Origin of the sequence: Thermostichus vulcanus str. 'Rupite' (genome assembly GCF_022848905.1) — a bacterium.
GTDB classification, from domain to species: Bacteria; Cyanobacteriota; Cyanobacteriia; order Thermostichales; family Thermostichaceae; genus Thermostichus; species Thermostichus vulcanus_A.
In genome coordinates, this window is the sequence record NZ_JAFIRA010000014.1 from 1 (window position 1) to 15,551 (window position 15,551).

At 54.1% G+C, this 15,551-nt stretch carries 13 protein-coding genes; 3 read left to right on the top strand and 10 right to left on the bottom strand.

From position 1 onward, the window contains the following. Positions 1 to 94: 94 nt before the first annotated feature. The 3 genes from JX360_RS07065 to JX360_RS07075 all read right to left on the bottom strand — a co-directional run bounded on the left by JX360_RS07065 (position 95) and on the right by JX360_RS07075 (position 3,861). Entirely contained in the window at positions 95 to 2,812 is a 2,718-nt protein-coding gene (locus JX360_RS07065; protein ID WP_244349946.1) for a GAF domain-containing protein, read from the bottom strand. A gap of 91 nt (positions 2,813 to 2,903) precedes the next feature. After that, entirely contained in the window at positions 2,904 to 3,530 is a 627-nt protein-coding gene (locus JX360_RS07070; protein ID WP_244349947.1) for an MATE family efflux transporter, read from the bottom strand. Continuing rightward, the gene (locus tag JX360_RS07075) at positions 3,514 to 3,861 is read right to left on the bottom strand and encodes an ArsR/SmtB family transcription factor (RefSeq protein WP_244349950.1); all 348 of its coding nucleotides are present in this window, start codon (positions 3,859 to 3,861) and stop codon (positions 3,514 to 3,516) included. Before JX360_RS07075 ends, JX360_RS07070 begins: the two co-directional genes overlap by 17 nt. A gap of 108 nt (positions 3,862 to 3,969) precedes the next feature. Here JX360_RS07075 and JX360_RS07080 point away from each other — a divergent pair, with 108 nt between their 5' ends. Then, positions 3,970 to 4,302 carry a hypothetical protein gene (locus tag JX360_RS07080; protein WP_244349951.1) on the top strand — a complete coding sequence of 111 codons (333 nt, stop codon included), beginning with the start codon at positions 3,970 to 3,972 and terminating at the stop codon, positions 4,300 to 4,302. Between the two features lie 45 nt (positions 4,303 to 4,347). Here the strand turns inward: JX360_RS07080 and JX360_RS07085 are convergent, their stop codons facing one another. The 7 genes from JX360_RS07085 to JX360_RS07115 all read right to left on the bottom strand — a co-directional run bounded on the left by JX360_RS07085 (position 4,348) and on the right by JX360_RS07115 (position 12,337). After that, positions 4,348 to 4,623, bottom strand: coding sequence for a hypothetical protein (locus JX360_RS07085; protein WP_244349952.1), 276 nt, complete (start codon positions 4,621 to 4,623; stop codon positions 4,348 to 4,350). A gap of 87 nt (positions 4,624 to 4,710) precedes the next feature. Next, positions 4,711 to 7,323, bottom strand: a complete 2,613-nt coding sequence (locus JX360_RS07090) for an EAL domain-containing protein (protein WP_244349953.1) — start codon at positions 7,321 to 7,323, stop codon at positions 4,711 to 4,713. A 184-nt stretch (positions 7,324 to 7,507) separates the two neighbouring features. Further along, the gene (gene mutY / locus JX360_RS07095; protein WP_244349954.1) at positions 7,508 to 8,608 is read right to left on the bottom strand and encodes an A/G-specific adenine glycosylase; all 1,101 of its coding nucleotides are present in this window, start codon (positions 8,606 to 8,608) and stop codon (positions 7,508 to 7,510) included. A 62-nt stretch (positions 8,609 to 8,670) separates the two neighbouring features. Then, positions 8,671 to 8,808, bottom strand: coding sequence for a hypothetical protein (locus JX360_RS07100; protein WP_244349955.1), 138 nt, complete (start codon positions 8,806 to 8,808; stop codon positions 8,671 to 8,673). A 334-nt stretch (positions 8,809 to 9,142) separates the two neighbouring features. Continuing rightward, on the bottom strand, positions 9,143 to 9,760 hold the full coding sequence (locus JX360_RS07105; RefSeq protein ID WP_244349956.1) for a CHRD domain-containing protein: 618 nt from the start codon (positions 9,758 to 9,760) through the stop codon (positions 9,143 to 9,145). Between the two features lie 235 nt (positions 9,761 to 9,995). Beyond that, complete coding sequence (locus JX360_RS07110; protein WP_244349958.1) at positions 9,996 to 11,021, bottom strand: aromatic ring-hydroxylating dioxygenase subunit alpha; 1,026 nt, start codon at positions 11,019 to 11,021, stop codon at positions 9,996 to 9,998. A 299-nt stretch (positions 11,022 to 11,320) separates the two neighbouring features. Continuing rightward, positions 11,321 to 12,337 carry a glucokinase gene (locus tag JX360_RS07115; protein WP_244349959.1) on the bottom strand — a complete coding sequence of 339 codons (1,017 nt, stop codon included), beginning with the start codon at positions 12,335 to 12,337 and terminating at the stop codon, positions 11,321 to 11,323. 364 nt (positions 12,338 to 12,701) lie between these two features. On the opposite strand from JX360_RS07115, the gene JX360_RS07120 reads away from it, so the two are divergent. Next, positions 12,702 to 13,319: a DUF3120 domain-containing protein gene (locus JX360_RS07120; RefSeq protein WP_244349960.1), complete on the top strand. Its 618-nt coding sequence runs from the start codon at positions 12,702 to 12,704 to the stop codon at positions 13,317 to 13,319. 243 nt (positions 13,320 to 13,562) lie between these two features. Next, positions 13,563 to 15,521 (top strand): acetate--CoA ligase, encoded by a 1,959-nt coding sequence (gene acs, locus JX360_RS07125; RefSeq protein ID WP_244350009.1) that lies wholly within the window; start codon positions 13,563 to 13,565, stop codon positions 15,519 to 15,521. The last annotated feature ends 30 nt before the right edge of the window (positions 15,522 to 15,551 follow it).

A 15,551-nucleotide genomic window follows, 5' to 3' on the forward strand; every position in this document is an offset into this window, starting at 1 on the left:
TAACTCTACAAACTCTTGGATTTTGACTCCAGCAAGACCCAATAACTTATCAAGAGGAACCAATGTTCGTCATGGAACTCAGTATCTCATTATACTATCGACACCAAAATGTCAGGAGAGCCATCTGTTCATGGGGGGGAGTGTACTTGATGGCGTTGTTGATTAATTCACTCAAAATTCGGTCAAGTAGGCATTTATCTGTGGTAAGGGGGGGCAAGTCTGACGGAATCTGGCAGAACAGATTCAATTGGCGCTCTTGAGCACGCAACAGAAACCCCTCCAACAAAACCGGGATCCAATATTGCAGGCGAACGTTAGCCAGTTCAATGTTTTGGCTACCGGATTCCAGCCGTTGCAAATCAAGGAGATTATTTACCAGCTCCAATTCTTTGGCCCATTCATTGTTTAAGATGCTGAAGTATTGAGTATGTGTATCCGGGATCCCTTTGAGTTCCATCATTTTCATCGCCATGCGCATAGAAGTAAGGGGGGTGCGCAACTCATGGGAAACCAGATTGAGAAAATCCTCTTTCATCTGATTCAGTTCAGTGAGTTTTTGTACCTGTTGCTGTAGTTCAGCATGGAGGCGGGCTTGACGGATCCCGATGGCACACTGGCTGGCCACCTGTTTGGCTAAGCGGATCTCGGCAGAGGTAAACTCCTGATCCTGTGAACGCATCAGTCGTAAAAAGCCCAGTATCTGTAGCTCATTTTCGATGGAACACACCACATTAACCGTCCGCGGCCAAGGTTCGCAGAGGCGACAAAAATACATCGTCTTCCCTTGTAGCAGTTGTGAGAGAGAATCGAGATTCACCTCTAGCAGGGATCCCTGTAAATTCTCATCATAAACCGTATCTTCGTAAGCAACCTGATACGACAAAGATTCTGGCAAATCAACACCAAAGTTATGCAGTTGAGGAGGGTCAAAGAAGTTAATGTTACAGCAAGAGAGGTGAAAAACTTGCGCTAGCTCAGAAACGGTTGCTTGCAAAACATCTTCTTCGTTGAGACTAGAGCGAATCTCATCACTCAACCACCGCAGCAGTTGTTCGTGATTCACCAGTCTTTGGAGTTCTTGATTGCGCACCTGCACTTGGTATCGCAGTTCATCATTGGTTTCTCGCAGTTGCTGCACCAAATTAGATTGTTGAATAGCAATGCCCAGTTGATTGGCTATCTGACCCAGAAGTTGAACCTGCTGATCTGTCCAAGGATAGGTCTGATTCAGGAAAAAGAGGGAAAGTCCTCCCCAGGTTTCCGAGCCGATACGAATGGGGACAATCAACCAAGCGCCGGGATAGCGTTCCGAGATCTTGACATTGACTGGATCAGACACGGTTGCAGTGTTGTCAATGCGGATGACCTGTCCCTGTTTCAATAAATTAGCAATGGGATTGTTCCGATCAGGGATTACCAGGTCTTCCTCTTCAATGACTTCTGTCAAGGGAGAATAGGCCGCTTGCCGACGCCAAATGCCTTCGGCGGGCAGATATTGGTTAATGGAAACTTGATCCACGGGAATGAGCTGGCCAATTCCGGTCGTGGTGGTGCGGAAAATATCCTGGATTTCAAGAGAGTCACGGATCGCTTGGGTGATTTGATGGAGCAGTTGCGATTGGGCAAATTGTTCTTGAAGGGCCTGTTCTGCTTGTTTGCGGGCGGTGACATCCAAAATCATCGTGTCCCACAAGACATCGCCATTTTCAAGTTGCTGCGGTTGTCCTGCGGCTTCCAGCCATTTGAGTTGTCCAGAGGGGGTGCGAATTCGCCAGGCCCAGTGCCAAGGTTCTAAAGTTTGAGCAGATCTCACCACCGATTCGACCATGGCAGGGCGATCTTCTTCCAACACCATTTGCCACAGTGGACGGGCATCTTCCTGTACCGCTTGGGCCTCTAATTCCCACAACTGAAAACAACCGGGACTCATGTAGGTGACTTGATCGGTTCCATCTGGATGCAGCACATATTGAAAGACAGCTCCAGGGATATTAGACACCAAGTTTTGAAACCGCGTTTCACTGTGTTTAAGGGCCCCTTCGACCTGTTTGCGCTCGCTGATATCCCGCGAAATACACAACAGCGACTCCAATGCCCCTGCCCCATTCCATTCTGGGGAAATGGTCATCTCAAAGGTGCGGATCCCTTTTAGGGTCTCTGTTTCAAACTCAATTGTTCTCCCCCGCCCGGTGGCAATCACCGCTTCGGCTGCCGCCTCCCAAATTGTCACCATCGCTTCCGACAGTCCCACCTCGCGGCAGGTTTTGCCCATCATTTGTTCGGCAGGGATCCCGCTCAGTCGGTACAGTTCACCACTGACATAAAGATGGCGCAGGTTGAGATCAAAACGCTCGATCACATCGGGGGAGTTATCCAACAGTTGCTGAAAGGTTTGGGCCTGTTGCTGGGCCACTTGCCAACACACCTGCTGCAGCTGTTCCCGGCGGATGGCCCCCAACACCTGGCCGTTGGCATCCACAACCGGGCAAGAAGGGATCCCCTGTTGGCTCATCCAGATCAGCAGGTCTTCAGGGTTGCGGTAGGCCTCTAGTTGGACAGGCAGAACCCGCTCCCAAGCCAGATCCGCAGCAGTGATAGCCGGTGAACAGTGGGTCTGGAGCCATTGCCGATACAGTTGACTCTCCTGCAAAAATCCCCATTCACCGGAAGAGAATAGTAGGAAGGCGTAGTCGTGGGAGGATTGCACAAACTGTTCGCGAATCCGCACCAAAGCATCAGAAGGATCAAACACAAGAATACAAGGATCAATGGCTTGCTCCAGCAGTGCCATTGCCTCAGATGGCGAGATCATGGAGTACCTTGGCCCGATTGCTTAATTCAGTTGTAACCTGACACAAACGGAATTCTGGTTATCCTTTGTGCTCCAGGTATTCAACGGGTGTTCAACGGGTTAACCGGGCAAATCTCACGGTCAGGATAACAGCAGCCACCGTCAGCCCTATCGCCAGCCCCCACCAGAGGCCAAATCCGCCCATCCCTACGCCAAAACCCAGCCAGTAGCCAGTCGGCAAACCCACCCCCCAGTAGGCCAAAACCCCGATCAAAAACGGGATCCGCGTATCTTTTAACCCCCGCAACGCTCCCGCCGCGATCACCTGCCCCCCATCCACCCATTGAAAAACCGCCGCTACCCCCAGCATGAATACCGAACCGAGGGCCAATGCCGCCCATCCTGCCGCGCGAGTTCCAGGTCGGTTGGCCGCTCCCCACTGCTGCCCCACCTGCACCGTAGCCCCATAGGAAATGCCCCTAACCACCGCAAAGGCCACCGCTGCCGTTTGAATCGCCATTTGATGAGCCGCCAAAGGGGTTGTTCCCAAAGCCCCAGCCGCCAAGGTCTCTTCCCCCAGCCAACCCATCATCATGGCATCGATAAACGTGGTGGCGGTTTGGGCCATTTCAGCCGCTGCCAAGGGGGCCGATAAGCACCAACAGGCCCTTAAGGCCAGCAACCAATCGGAGCCGAACTCCTGAAGGATCCCTGTGGGAGATTTAGGCGTCTTCTGCACAGGGGGTCGCAGCTTCGGGAGGGTCCGCTTGCCCTAGTTGATCCAAAAAGTGCTGGAGGAGCTGAAAGCGAGGCGAATTAAGACTGTAGTAAATCCAACGTCCTTGCTGACGAGCATTGACCAGTTCCGCATCTCGCAAGGTTTTCAGGTGAAAGGACAGCTTCGACTGGCTGACTTCCAAAATTTCACACAGATCACAAACACACAATTCCCGACCCTGCAACAGTTGCAGCACCTGCAGGCGAATCGGATCCGAGAGGGCGTGAAACCCTCCTTGCAGCTGTTCAGAGGTCAGAGGGTGATCCGCGCGGTTAACCAGAAAAGAAACCATAACTCAAGGGCTTTTAGTCCCACCATCATAGGACAAGCCTTCAGGTCACGGGGACGAAGGGAGGTTATACTACAGAAGTAATACATACTGGTTCGGGAGGATCCCTTCATGAGCACTGCTACCACACCCCGCATTCCCACCACCGAAATGGAGGTGACCAGCATTCGACTGGAACGGGAACTTAAGGATCGGCTCAAGTTGCTGGCCGGGGATCAGGGCTATCAGGCCTTGGTACGGGAAATTCTTTGGAGCTACGTGCACCGTCATTCCGGAGACAGCCTTACCCTTAGCCCCGCCGATATTCAAGCCAGCTTCCCCGCCACGGCCCACCAAGCTCAGCGTTGTGCCCTCACTGGCCAACCCATTCAACCGCAGGATCCCATGTTGCTAGGGTGGACGACCGACGGAAAACTCGTCGCCCTTAGCCCCTCCAGTCTTTAATCCCCTGTAGGGGATCCGAATCCACACCCAACTGCACCGGATCCCCTAGGTGCCGCGAATTTCCCGATATTTTCTGGCCCGTTCTTCGGCGGGGTCTGGAGCCTGAGCCTTGGCAATGGCTTCCTCCAGTTGCACCATTACCGTTTCCGCTGGTTCTGTGGAACGGACAACGTAAAACATCATATTGACAGCTTCAGTGGAGGTCAGCTTCAAGGTTTCTTTGCCCTTGGGTACCAGGGCGATCTTGCCATCAGTGGTAGTAATGGCTGCATGGGATCCCTTGGCGAGAATTTCTCCCGCTTTTTCCAGAGTGACGAGCATATCCGTGGCTTACGGAAGCAGAACTCCCTTTATCCTATCGGATGTCTTGGAAGAACAGGGCTAGCTCCATCTAGGCCATTTGGCGGATTATGCATGTTCACGCAATTGCTGCAAAAAATCTGTTGCCGTGACGGGACGCCCCAACAAAAAACCTTGCACCTCATCGCACTTCAGGTTTTGCAAAATATCCAATTGTGAGAGGGTCTCTACCCCTTCGGCGGCCACCCGCAAATCCAAGCTATGGCCCAGATCGATAATGGCAGCTACCACAGCAATATCGCTCTTTTCGTAGCGGCTCAGGGGCACCATCGTCGTGTTCAAATCGCGGATGAAGGAGCGATCGATCTTGAGCTTGTGCAAGGGGAATCGCTTCAGGTAGCTGATGGATGAATAGCCGGTACCAAAATCGTCGATGGCCAACTTCACCCCCAGATGGTAAAGCCGGCGTAGAATCTCGAGAGTTTGTTCAAAATCTTTGGCAGCGGTGGTCTCGGTGATTTCCACTTCCAAAGCAGCAGCGGGCAGTTGGGTTTCTGCCAAGATACTTTTCAGCCGTGTCACCATATCCTGCTGTTGGAACTGTCGCATCGATAGATTAACCGCCACTGTAATCTCCGGCCAGCCTTGGGTACGCCAACGTTGAGCTTCGGCGCAGGCCCGCCGCAATACCCATTCCCCTAGGGGCAAGATCAACCCGGTTTCTTCCGCTAGGGGGATAAACTGCTCGGGTGAGAAAGACTCTGGGCTGGAGGGATCCCAGCGCACCAGAGCTTCTGCCCCGACAATTTTTTGCCCGTTGATATCCCATTGGGGCTGGTAGAGCACCTGCAGCTGATCTTGCTCAATGGCACGGCGCAGACGGCTTTCTAGGGTGAGGCGACCTAGGGCTTCTGGCTGAGGGTCGGAGTGATGAACCTGATAACTGTTGCGGGACTGGGCTTTGGCTCGATACATAGCGGCATCGGCATACTGCACCAGGCTATCTAGGTCGGTGGCATCCTGTGGGTAAAAACTGATGCCAATGCTGCCGCTGACGTACAGCTCATGGTTGTCAAGCAAAATCGGCTGATCAAAGGTATCCAACAGAGACTGGGCCAAGTTGAGGGCCCGCTTGGGATTGTCCAGGTGGGTGAGGATAAAGGTAAACTCATCTCCCCCCATACGCGCCATCAAATCTCCGGCTGGAACCTGTTCTTGCAACCGTTTGGCAATGAGCTGGAGCACCCGATCCCCGGCACTGTGGCCCAGGCTATCGTTGATGGTTTTGAAATCGTCTAAATCCAAAAACAACACTGCCAAGGGATGGGGCTGCTGGAGGAACTCTTGCAAGCGGCGCTGAAATAGGCTGCGGTTGGGCAGTTGGGTTAGGGGGTCGTAGTGGGCCAAATGCTCCAGTCGGGCTTCTGCTTCTTTGCGCTCGCTGATATCGATGGCAATGCCAATCACCCCTTCCTGATTGGGCAGGAGATCCACCCGGCACTCATAAGTGATCCCGGCTACTTTGGCTTCATAGGCACAAGGGATCCCTTGTAGGGCCAGGCGATGATGCCGACTGTGCCAGCCCTCCTCGGATTCCCCGTACACTTCCGCTAGGGTTCTGCCCAGAGCCGCCTGTGGATCGATGCCAAACTGATGTAAGTTGGCCCCGGAAAAATAGGTGTAACGCAGCTCTCGATCCACCAACCAAATGACAGCAGGTATGTGGGACAAAATGGCATGGCGTAGGCTTTCACTTTTGCGCAGGGCCTCTTCTGCCCAACGGCGTTTGAACTGATCCAAAGCAACAGACTCTGGATTGAGGTTCGTGGGTAAGGGTTTATCCCCAGGCTGACGTAGAAAATCTGCCGGTAATTCCTCGGTTGCTTCGCCCTCATGTTGACTGAGATGACTGAGAAACAATTGCTCGGGCAACAGAATGTGCAACAACTCCTGTGGGCCTACCCATCCCATAACTTGCGCCCGGCGATTCACCACCAACAGTTTCTGACTCGGCTCCTGCCGCAAGCATTCGTAGACCGACCCCAAATGTTCAGAAGCATCCAGAGGTGTTCCATAGGGGAGACAGTGGGTTTGGGCGGGTAAGGATTGCCAATTGGGAGTTTCTTGAGCAATCTGCAACACTTGCTCGGCCTGGATCCAACCGACGGGTGTTTGGCGCTGGGGATCCCATAGCAACAACGATGTGACCCGATGGTGGACTAGCAACGACAACACTGCTCCCAGAGACAGATCTGCAGGTGCCTGTAGCTGCAAAGGCTGGATCCAGGGTTCCACTGAATTGAGCTGTAGGAGTTTGGTTGGATTGAGGGCTTGCAATAGGCTATGGGGGGTGAGGATTCCTTTCAGGTGTCCTTTGGCATCCAAAACGGGTAAGGCTTCCGTTTGCTGTTGCGTCAAGAGGCGAGCGGCATCCAGTAAAAAACGCAGCTCCTGTTCGACGGCTCGCTTTGGCCAAGGGATCCCCTGCGGCTCTCTCCAAGTCAAATCCTGTACGCAGGTATGGGGTGGGATCCCTGAATGAAGCGCCTGTAGCAGATCCAACGCAGAGAGATATCCCAGGAGATGCTTGCCCCGTTCCACCCAGACAACGGCTGGAATCGCGGGATCCCTTTGGGCCGTGCAGCGAATGGCCTCTAGCACAGGAGTATCCGGCGCTACAGATAACCAACGGCGCAAAAGAGCAGTTCGCAGGAGTGGCACACGCAGCAGAGAAGAATAAAGACGAATCCGCTAAGAACGGCGTGAAATAGGTGAATAGGTAGTGAAATAGGTAACGGGGAAGTCACGCAGCAAAGGCCAGATACATCAGATACACTACAGCCCCTTCACTTGTTTGCGCAACAGCGCTTGTGTCCCTTGCCCCTCTGGCTCAGGGATAAGCCAGTCAGGGATCCCGACTTGATTCGCTATCCAGTGCTCCCCTTTGTTCAGCCAGCCAGGCGTGCAGGTAAGGAAACAACTTTTGATTGGCCCCTGGGAAGGGAAATTTTGAGAGTTCTGCCGGACGGACCCAACGGACTTCAGTACACTGCAGGGGACGGGCTTCCCCACTCAAATAGCGGCAGATGAAGGCAATCAAAGTAATAGTGAAATGGGTGTAGGCATGTTCAATGGTGGCCAGTTCCGTCACCACTTCAATATCGATACCGATTTCTTCTTTAACTTCCCGCACCACACATTCAGCCGCCGTTTCCCCCGGTTCAATTTTCCCCCCCGGAAACTCCCACAACCCGCTTAGCATCGAGGTTTCTAGTCGTTGGTCAATGAGGATTTCTTTTCCTCGCAAAACGATCGCCACGGCAATTTGCTTGTGGGGACGGCTAGGACGAGGCACAGACATAGGCAACTGGTGGTGTTGACCTCGATTGTAGGCGCTACATTCCGCTTGCCAAGGACATTCTCCACAGCGCGGCTGTTTGGGGCGACAAACTGTTGCTCCCAAGTCCATGAGCGCTTGATTGAAACGCCGGGGCTGCACGGGATCCAATACTTGTTCCGAAAGCTGCCACAAGAGGGGCAAACACTGGGCTGGAGGGTGTTGCAAAGCAACCAGACGCGCCAACACCCGCTTCACATTGCCATCCAGAATCGGCACAGGTTGATTAAAAGCAGCGCTGAGGATCCCGCCAGCGGTGGTCCGTCCAATCCCTGGTAACGCCAGAACCGTCTCCAGATCAGTGGGAAATGTGCCCTGCTGCTCCTGCATGAGGATCTGGGCGGCTTTGTGCAGGTTTAAGGCGCGTCGGTAGTAGCCCAAGCCCTCCCAAAGTTTGAGCACCCGTTGTTGGGGAGCGGCAGCCAAGTCGGGGATCCGGGGCAACGCCTGCATCCAACGCTGGAAATAGGGGATCACCGTTGCCACCTGGGTCTGCTGCAACATCACCTCTGAAACCCAAATCGCATAGGGATCCTGAGTGTGCCGCCAAGGGAGATCCCGACCATGGGCGCGGTACCAACGCCCCAAAGACTCCCGCAGTCGTTGCAAAACCCCTTCCTCCCAAACAAGCTGGGAAAGTTCAGGTTCTGGGGCAAAAGTTCGCTGAGACTTCAAGCAGTGTAGGCGAAGTGCAGCGCCCACCAGATTAAGGTCGAAACCACTCCGGCCACAATAACTGCCGAAATCAGAACAACAATCGGGCTATCCGCCCCGTTGAACTTCATGATGCCGCGATTATAGTCAGCCATCGTTTCCTCCCACCGGCCTTGGCGTTGGGGTTGTCATGGGTATGGGTCAGGATTTGCCAAAACCATTCACAGAATAGCCAATTTTTCCAGGATCCGATCTTCTTCTGGAAGCTTACGACTCCTTCCCCTATTATCTCGCACCGGATCAATCGAAGGAAGGATCCCTGTCCTACACAGCACCAGGGACGCAACCCTTGCCGGAGTCAGCCTGTGAAGGAGTGTAGCCAATAACCCGTTGCACCTGCCTCTCAATCTGAAATCAACCTGAAACAGAAAAGGATCCCAGCCGGGATCCCTGGATTTTGTTAGGTGGAATTGGGTGGAATTCAACCCTCTAGAGTGGGAAAACCACCTGGGCGCGCAGTTCTCCCGGTGGATTGGCCTCGGTATGGATATTGATGTAGTAGGCACCAGCTAGAAAGCTGGTTACTTGCTCGGGGGTGAGGCTGGTTTCCAATTGGAAGCTCCCCGACTGATTTCCTGGATTGGGCAACATATTCAAGACAAAAACCACCGGCCCTGTGGCCTGCGTAAAGGATTGTCCTGCCTCAGGTTGGGCAATGTGAATGTGGCCGGGGCCAAAGTCAGCGATGGGGAGAAGGGGAGTGGTTAAGTTGGTGAAATTGCCCTGCACCCTTAGGGTACGGGTGGTTTGGTTGAGGGTGACAACTGCACTGCCACTGGCAGAACTGGGCACCGTTACCGGAGGCACCTCAACATCGGGAGAAAGGGTCAAGGCAGCGGTAGACACCACATCCCCAGGAGGCGGAGGCAAAAGAGTAGTACCCGAGCCACTACTGCTGCCACAACCACTGAGAAATAACAAAGCCGCTAGGCAAAAGCCACAAAAAAGCTTGAAAACCTTGTGGGTCTGAACATTAGAAACACTGAACAACATGGAAACAATCTCCTCAAACAGGGGACAGGTTAAGTTGAATACGAACCAAATCACGATTCGGATTCTCCTGAGATGTCATTCTTCGGCAAAATAGAGCGACATTTTTGAACCATTGCTACCCCAGCAGTGACGGATTATGGGTGTCAACAGATTCTGAATAGACTCTGAATAGATTCCGAGTAGATTCCGAATAGGATTGAACTCCTGACCCAGCACAATAAAACAAGGGATCCAGGGCCAGAACATCCCTCTGAAGGTGAGCACTAGGGTCAAAAAGGGATCCCCTTGTTCAAACAGGAGCACGTCGTTGTTCAATTTCTCCATGCGCCTTCAACAGAGCTGCCAACTTACGGCGCATCAGGATCCCGGGTTTATCAGAAGCCATGTGTTGTTCGGCTTGAATATCGAGGGGCGTATCGTAGTCGGTGGTTTCCAAGACTTCGCGGTCTTCTTCAGTCACCTGGCGGTCGTAGGCGATGATATCGGCGGCTTTGGCTTGTTCTTCTGTGTCGTTGCGATAGACAAACTGCACCAACTGGCTGTGGCCATCATCGATGGGGGTGGCTGCCGAGAAGATCAGGTGGTGGAGGCCGTTGGGATAGTGAATTTTTAGGGTGCGGGCAAAGGGCATATACCAGCGGCGCACATTGGTACGGATGGTCCTTTCCTCTTCCATGTTCAGGTTCTTTTTCTGGAGTTCGCGGTTGATCACCTCCATCCAGTGACGCACCAGCAGGCCATCCTCCAGCTCAGTCACCTCATCCAGAGGTGGCGGCACCGGGTTGGATTGATCCCCATGGGTTTTGCCATGGCCATGGACAAAGTGGGGGTGGGCACTGTCAAAAGAGTTTTCCATGAAGCGCAGACCGCTACAGGCCCAGGGCTCGTAAAACTCGTGAATGTACCGATAGCTGGGATCCGCCGCTTCCGGAATTTCGGGAATGGGCAGCAAGGGATCCGCCAAAGCCACCCAAGCATAGCCGTAGCGTTCTTGACAGAGATATGCGGCCACTTTGTAGCTGCGGGGAATGAAGTCTTCGGTCAGTTGGGGCACCTTGACACAGGTTCCTGAGCCGTTGAACTCCCAGCCATGGTAGGGACAGCGGATATGGCCATCACACACCATTCCTTTGGAGAGCTGTGCAGAGCGATGACAACAGAGATCCTCCACGGCTGCCGGTTTGCCCTCTTTATCCAACCACAAGACCAAAGGCTGTCCCAACAGGGTAAAAGACTGCGGCCCCTCTTGCAGGAGCGACATCGGTATCACCGGATACCAGAAGCGTTTGAGAACGGGCTGTTGGGTAACCAGCATGGCACTTTCCTCTAAGTCAACTTTCTGAGTCCATCAATAAAAAAAGAAATCCCGCCCTCTTCTGGCGGGCGTACAGGAACTTGACAATTCAAGCCTGAACTATCTTGAACCATTAAACTGTTATTCTGAGCCATATTGTGCAGACTTTCCCGGATTTTGCAGCTCAAAGGCTCACCCGGAAAGCCTGGCAGCATCGTAGAGGAAACAGATTCGCCATTCCGTATCCGGTGTAACAGTCATCCGAAGGGATCCGATCTCGGCAGTTGTTTAAGATTATTTAAGATTTTCTAAAGGATTTTCTAAAGAGTAGAGGCATAGGCAGCCGCTCCCATAAGACCTACCTGTGCATTGACCACCACCTGAACCGATAACTGCTCTAGCAGGGGACGCATTCGACCCTTATCCAAAAACGAGGGCAAAAACTCCCCTTGGTGCAACAGGCGCAACAGCTTAGGAGCAATGCCGCCGGCGATGAATAGCCCTCCTCGTGGCAACAGTTGCAGAGCAAAATTTCCGACCGTAGCCCCGTAGAGGCTGATGAACAGACGTAGACATTCCACCGCCAAGGGATCCCGGGCTTCCATTGCTGCATTGGCAATTTGGGCTGCGGGGTCGATATGTTCAGCGCCTTTTTCCCAAGCCTGAATTTGGGCCAGCAACTGCGCCTCTCCTTGCCCCCAGCCGCTATCCCGCAGAAATTGGTAAATGGCAACAATCCCCTGCCCCGAGACCACCCGCTCGGTGGAGATGCGCCCGTACCGTTGTTGCAAATATCTCAACAACTCCCATTCCAAGGGGGTTCGCGGTGCAAAATCCACATGTCCCCCTTCGCTGGGGTGAACCTGGTAGCCGCCTTCTCCCCAGGTGAGGTAAGCCTGCCCCAACCCAGTACCTGCCCCAATCACACCAATGGGGGCCTGCGGTTGCCGCTTGCCTGCTTGCAGGGTATCCAGGTCTTTGTCTTTTAGGGTAAGCACGCCGTACCCCACAGCGCTGAAGTCGTTGATTAAGGCCACATGAGGGATCCCCAGGTCCACTTCCAACTGGCTGGCTTGTAGATCCCAGGGTAGGTTGGTGACCTTAGCCCTTTGCTCCACTACCGGGCCAGCAACGGCAAAACAAGCGGCCACCGGTTGGGGATCCCGACCCAACTCCCGCTGAGCTTGCGCCAAAAACTCCTGCACAATCGGGGTTAGGCTGGGATAGTTTTGGCTGGGATAGCGGCAATGCCACAGGCTGTGCTCTGGATCCCGGGCATCGGCAAGGCTGAGGCTGGTCTTGGTGCCCCCAATGTCTCCTGCCAAAAGTAAACCCATCCTGTTTCCTCCGCAACCTCTTCCCTCTCACCCTGACATCCCTAGGAATGGAATGCCAATCTCAGCTCAACTCAAGGAGGCACAGGGATCCCCATCAACACCTGTTCCCGCCTCTGTCCTCACCAAGCTGCCCTTATCAAGCCATTGGGAACTGGAGAATTGCCCTCCATTAGAGGGCAGGCAAGGACAGAGAAGGTGCTATGTTAACTGATGTAAAGGTTTTTAATATTGCATTTTGTCTTCTACACCTTTTTTGCCGCCGTTCCGGGATGAGCCTTTGCTCCAGTCCCAGAGCCTAGCAGGAATCCATTCTCGCTCTCTTCGTTCCGGAAAACGCCTCAAGCCTGCCTATGTCATGGGGGGGATGTCTGCTTTATTGGTCAGCCTGCCGGTTTTTCTACAAGCGCCTCTGGTGCGCTATGCCCCTTGGGTGAGTTTGGTGTTGTCTTTGGGCTGGCTGGCCCTCAGTTTGCACCTCTACTCCCAGTCCCGTACCCGTATCTGGGGAGATTTGCTCTACGGCTTCACCCTGACTTGGTTGGCGGGATCCCTCTATTGGGGTTGGTTGCGGTTTGAGCCCCTTTGGCATATGCCCGTAGAAGCCCTAGGGATCCCGATTGTGGGGTGGGGAGCACGGCAACGGTTTGCCCGCATTGGTACCTGGTTTTATCTCGGCTCTCTTTGGGGCACGGCGATCACTGATCTTTATATTCATTCAGTTGGTTTGCTGCCGGAGTGGCGACAGGCAATGCAGTTCGACCGTTTGGATCAGGCGGTGATACCCTTCATGGCCGCTCTTGATAAGATGGCAACTCCATTGGGGGTGACTTGGGGAATTGGTTTGGGACTGCTGTTATTGGGGGTCGGCCTGTGGATGATTCAGGGATCCCGGCGGTTACATCATTGGGCTTTTGCGGGAGCCGTTTTGAACACATTGCTGGTGGATGGTTTATTTGGTTGGGGGGCAGCTTTGTTGCGATAAGGGCTTGCCGCGCTGACCGGTTGGATCTCGTGCTTGGGTTGGAAAACCCCAACGCTACAATTGGGCAAGTCTTGAATGGGAACCGAACAGGTCGCCCAGGCTTTTAACTTACGGATTGCTTGAATCTCCGACTGAGCACCTCTCAACATCCGAAGAATCCTTACAGCCAATTGAGCCCACCCACGGGATCCCTTACACTACCCCTTGCCTAGGTCTGTATTCGGATCCCTTCTCACCGTTGTCATGTCTCAACCAACGCTCGAATCCATCCTGCAGGAGAACCGCCTTTTCCCACCGCCTCCTGCCTTTGCCCAACAAGCCCGCATCACCCCCGAACGCTACGAACAGCTTTGTCGAGAGGCCGAACGGGATCCCTTGGGGTTTTGGGAACGGTTGGCGCGTGAGGAATTGCACTGGTTCAAACCCTGGCAGCAGGTCTTACAGTGGGATCCGCCGCAAGCGCAGTGGTTTGTGGGAGGACAACTGAACCTCAGTTACAACTGCCTGGATCGTCATCTGGAGAATGGCCGCCGCCACAAAACCGCCTTGATTTGGGAAGGAGAGCCGGGCGATATTCGCACCTTGACCTATGAACAACTGCATCAGGAGGTCTGTCGCTTCGCCAATGGTCTAAAAGCGTTGGGCATCCAAACGGGGGATCGGGTGGGGATTTACATGCCGATGATCCCCGAGGCAGCGATGGCCATGCTGGCCTGTGCCCGAATTGGGGCGGCTCATACAGTAGTGTTTGGGGGGTTTAGTGCCGAGGCTCTCAAGGATCGGCTGCGGGATGCAGAAGCCAAAGCCGTGATCACAGCCGACGGGGGTTGGCGCAAAGATGCCATCGTTCCCCTGAAGCCCCAGGTGGATCTGGCGCTGGCAGAGGGGGTACCGAGCGTTGAAAAAGTCCTGGTGGTGCAGCGGACGGGGCAAGCGGTGGAGATGACCCCAGGCCGAGATATTTGGTGGCATGAACTGGCCCCCACCGTCAGCGAGGACTGTCCGGCCCAACCGATGGATGCAGAGGCCATGCTGTTTATCCTCTACACCTCCGGCACCACCGGTAAACCCAAAGGCGTTGTCCATACCACCGGCGGCTACAACCTCTACGCCCATATCACCTGTCAGTGGATCTTCGATCTGCAGGAAGAAGATATCTACTGGTGTACTGCCGATGTTGGTTGGATTACGGGGCACAGCTACATCGTCTACGGCCCTTTGTCCAACGGGGCCACCGTCTTTATGTACGAAGGAGCCCCCCGACCGTCTAAGCCCGATTGTTTTTGGGAGTTGATCGCTCGGCATCGGATTTCCATTTTCTACACAGCCCCGACGGCGATTCGCGCCTTCATGAAAAGCGGGGATGCCCTGCCCCGCCAACACGATCTGTCTTCCTTGCGTTTGTTGGGTACCGTTGGTGAGCCGATTAACCCAGAAGCCTGGATCTGGTATCACACCGTCATCGGCAACGAACGCTGCCCGATTGTCGATACTTGGTGGCAAACGGAAACTGGCGGTATCATGATCTCCCCCTTGCCAGGGGTGACGGCAACCAAACCGGGATCCGCCACCCGTCCTTTTCCAGGCATTCAAGCGGATGTGGTGGATTTGGAAGGGGATCCCGCGCCCGCAGGGGGGTATCTGGTGATTCGCCAGCCCTGGCCGGGGATGATGCGCACCGTGTACAAGGATCCGCAGCGATTTCGAGCCAGCTACTGGGAGAAGATCCCCCCCAAGGATGGGCAGTACTTTTACTTTGCCGGGGATGGTGCCCACCGAGATGAAGACGGGTACTTTTGGGTGATGGGTCGGGTGGACGATGTGATCAGTGTGGCGGGGCATCGCCTCGGAACCATGGAACTGGAATCCGCTTTGGTGTCTCATCCTGCGGTTGCCGAAGCGGCTGTCGTCGGTCGCCCGGATGAGTTGAAAGGAGAAGCAATCGTTGCCTTTGTTATTTTGTCAGATGGCCAAGAGGGTAGCGAATCTCTACGCCAAGAGCTGATGCAACACGTCGTTACCGAAATTGGGGCGATTGCCCGACCCAGTGAAATCCGGTTTACGGATGCTTTACCCAAGACCCGTTCGGGTAAAATCATGCGCCGTTTGTTGCGCAATCTGGCTGCTGGATCTGGTATTTCAGGCGATACCTCTACCCTTGAAGACCGCGGAGTGCTGGAACGGTTGCGACAAGAGGTTTAATCGACAGGGATCCTGCCCAATCCCCTACCC

Excerpts from the sequence above, each read along its gene's own strand:
- JX360_RS07065 (WP_244349946.1), bottom strand. The coding sequence starts at position 2,812 with ATGATCTCGCCATCTGAGGCAATGGCACTGCTGGAGCAAGCCATTGAT.
- JX360_RS07075 (WP_244349950.1), bottom strand. The coding sequence starts at position 3,861 with ATGGTTTCTTTTCTGGTTAACCGCGCGGATCACCCTCTGACCTCTGAA.
- JX360_RS07080 (WP_244349951.1), top strand. The coding sequence starts at position 3,970 with ATGAGCACTGCTACCACACCCCGCATTCCCACCACCGAAATGGAGGTG.
- JX360_RS07085 (WP_244349952.1), bottom strand. The coding sequence starts at position 4,623 with ATGCTCGTCACTCTGGAAAAAGCGGGAGAAATTCTCGCCAAGGGATCC.
- JX360_RS07100 (WP_244349955.1), bottom strand. The coding sequence starts at position 8,808 with ATGGCTGACTATAATCGCGGCATCATGAAGTTCAACGGGGCGGATAGC.
- JX360_RS07110 (WP_244349958.1), bottom strand. The coding sequence starts at position 11,021 with ATGCTGGTTACCCAACAGCCCGTTCTCAAACGCTTCTGGTATCCGGTG.
- JX360_RS07115 (WP_244349959.1), bottom strand. The coding sequence starts at position 12,337 with ATGGGTTTACTTTTGGCAGGAGACATTGGGGGCACCAAGACCAGCCTC.
- JX360_RS07120 (WP_244349960.1), top strand. The coding sequence starts at position 12,702 with ATGTCTGCTTTATTGGTCAGCCTGCCGGTTTTTCTACAAGCGCCTCTG.
- acs (WP_244350009.1), top strand. The coding sequence starts at position 13,563 with ATGTCTCAACCAACGCTCGAATCCATCCTGCAGGAGAACCGCCTTTTC.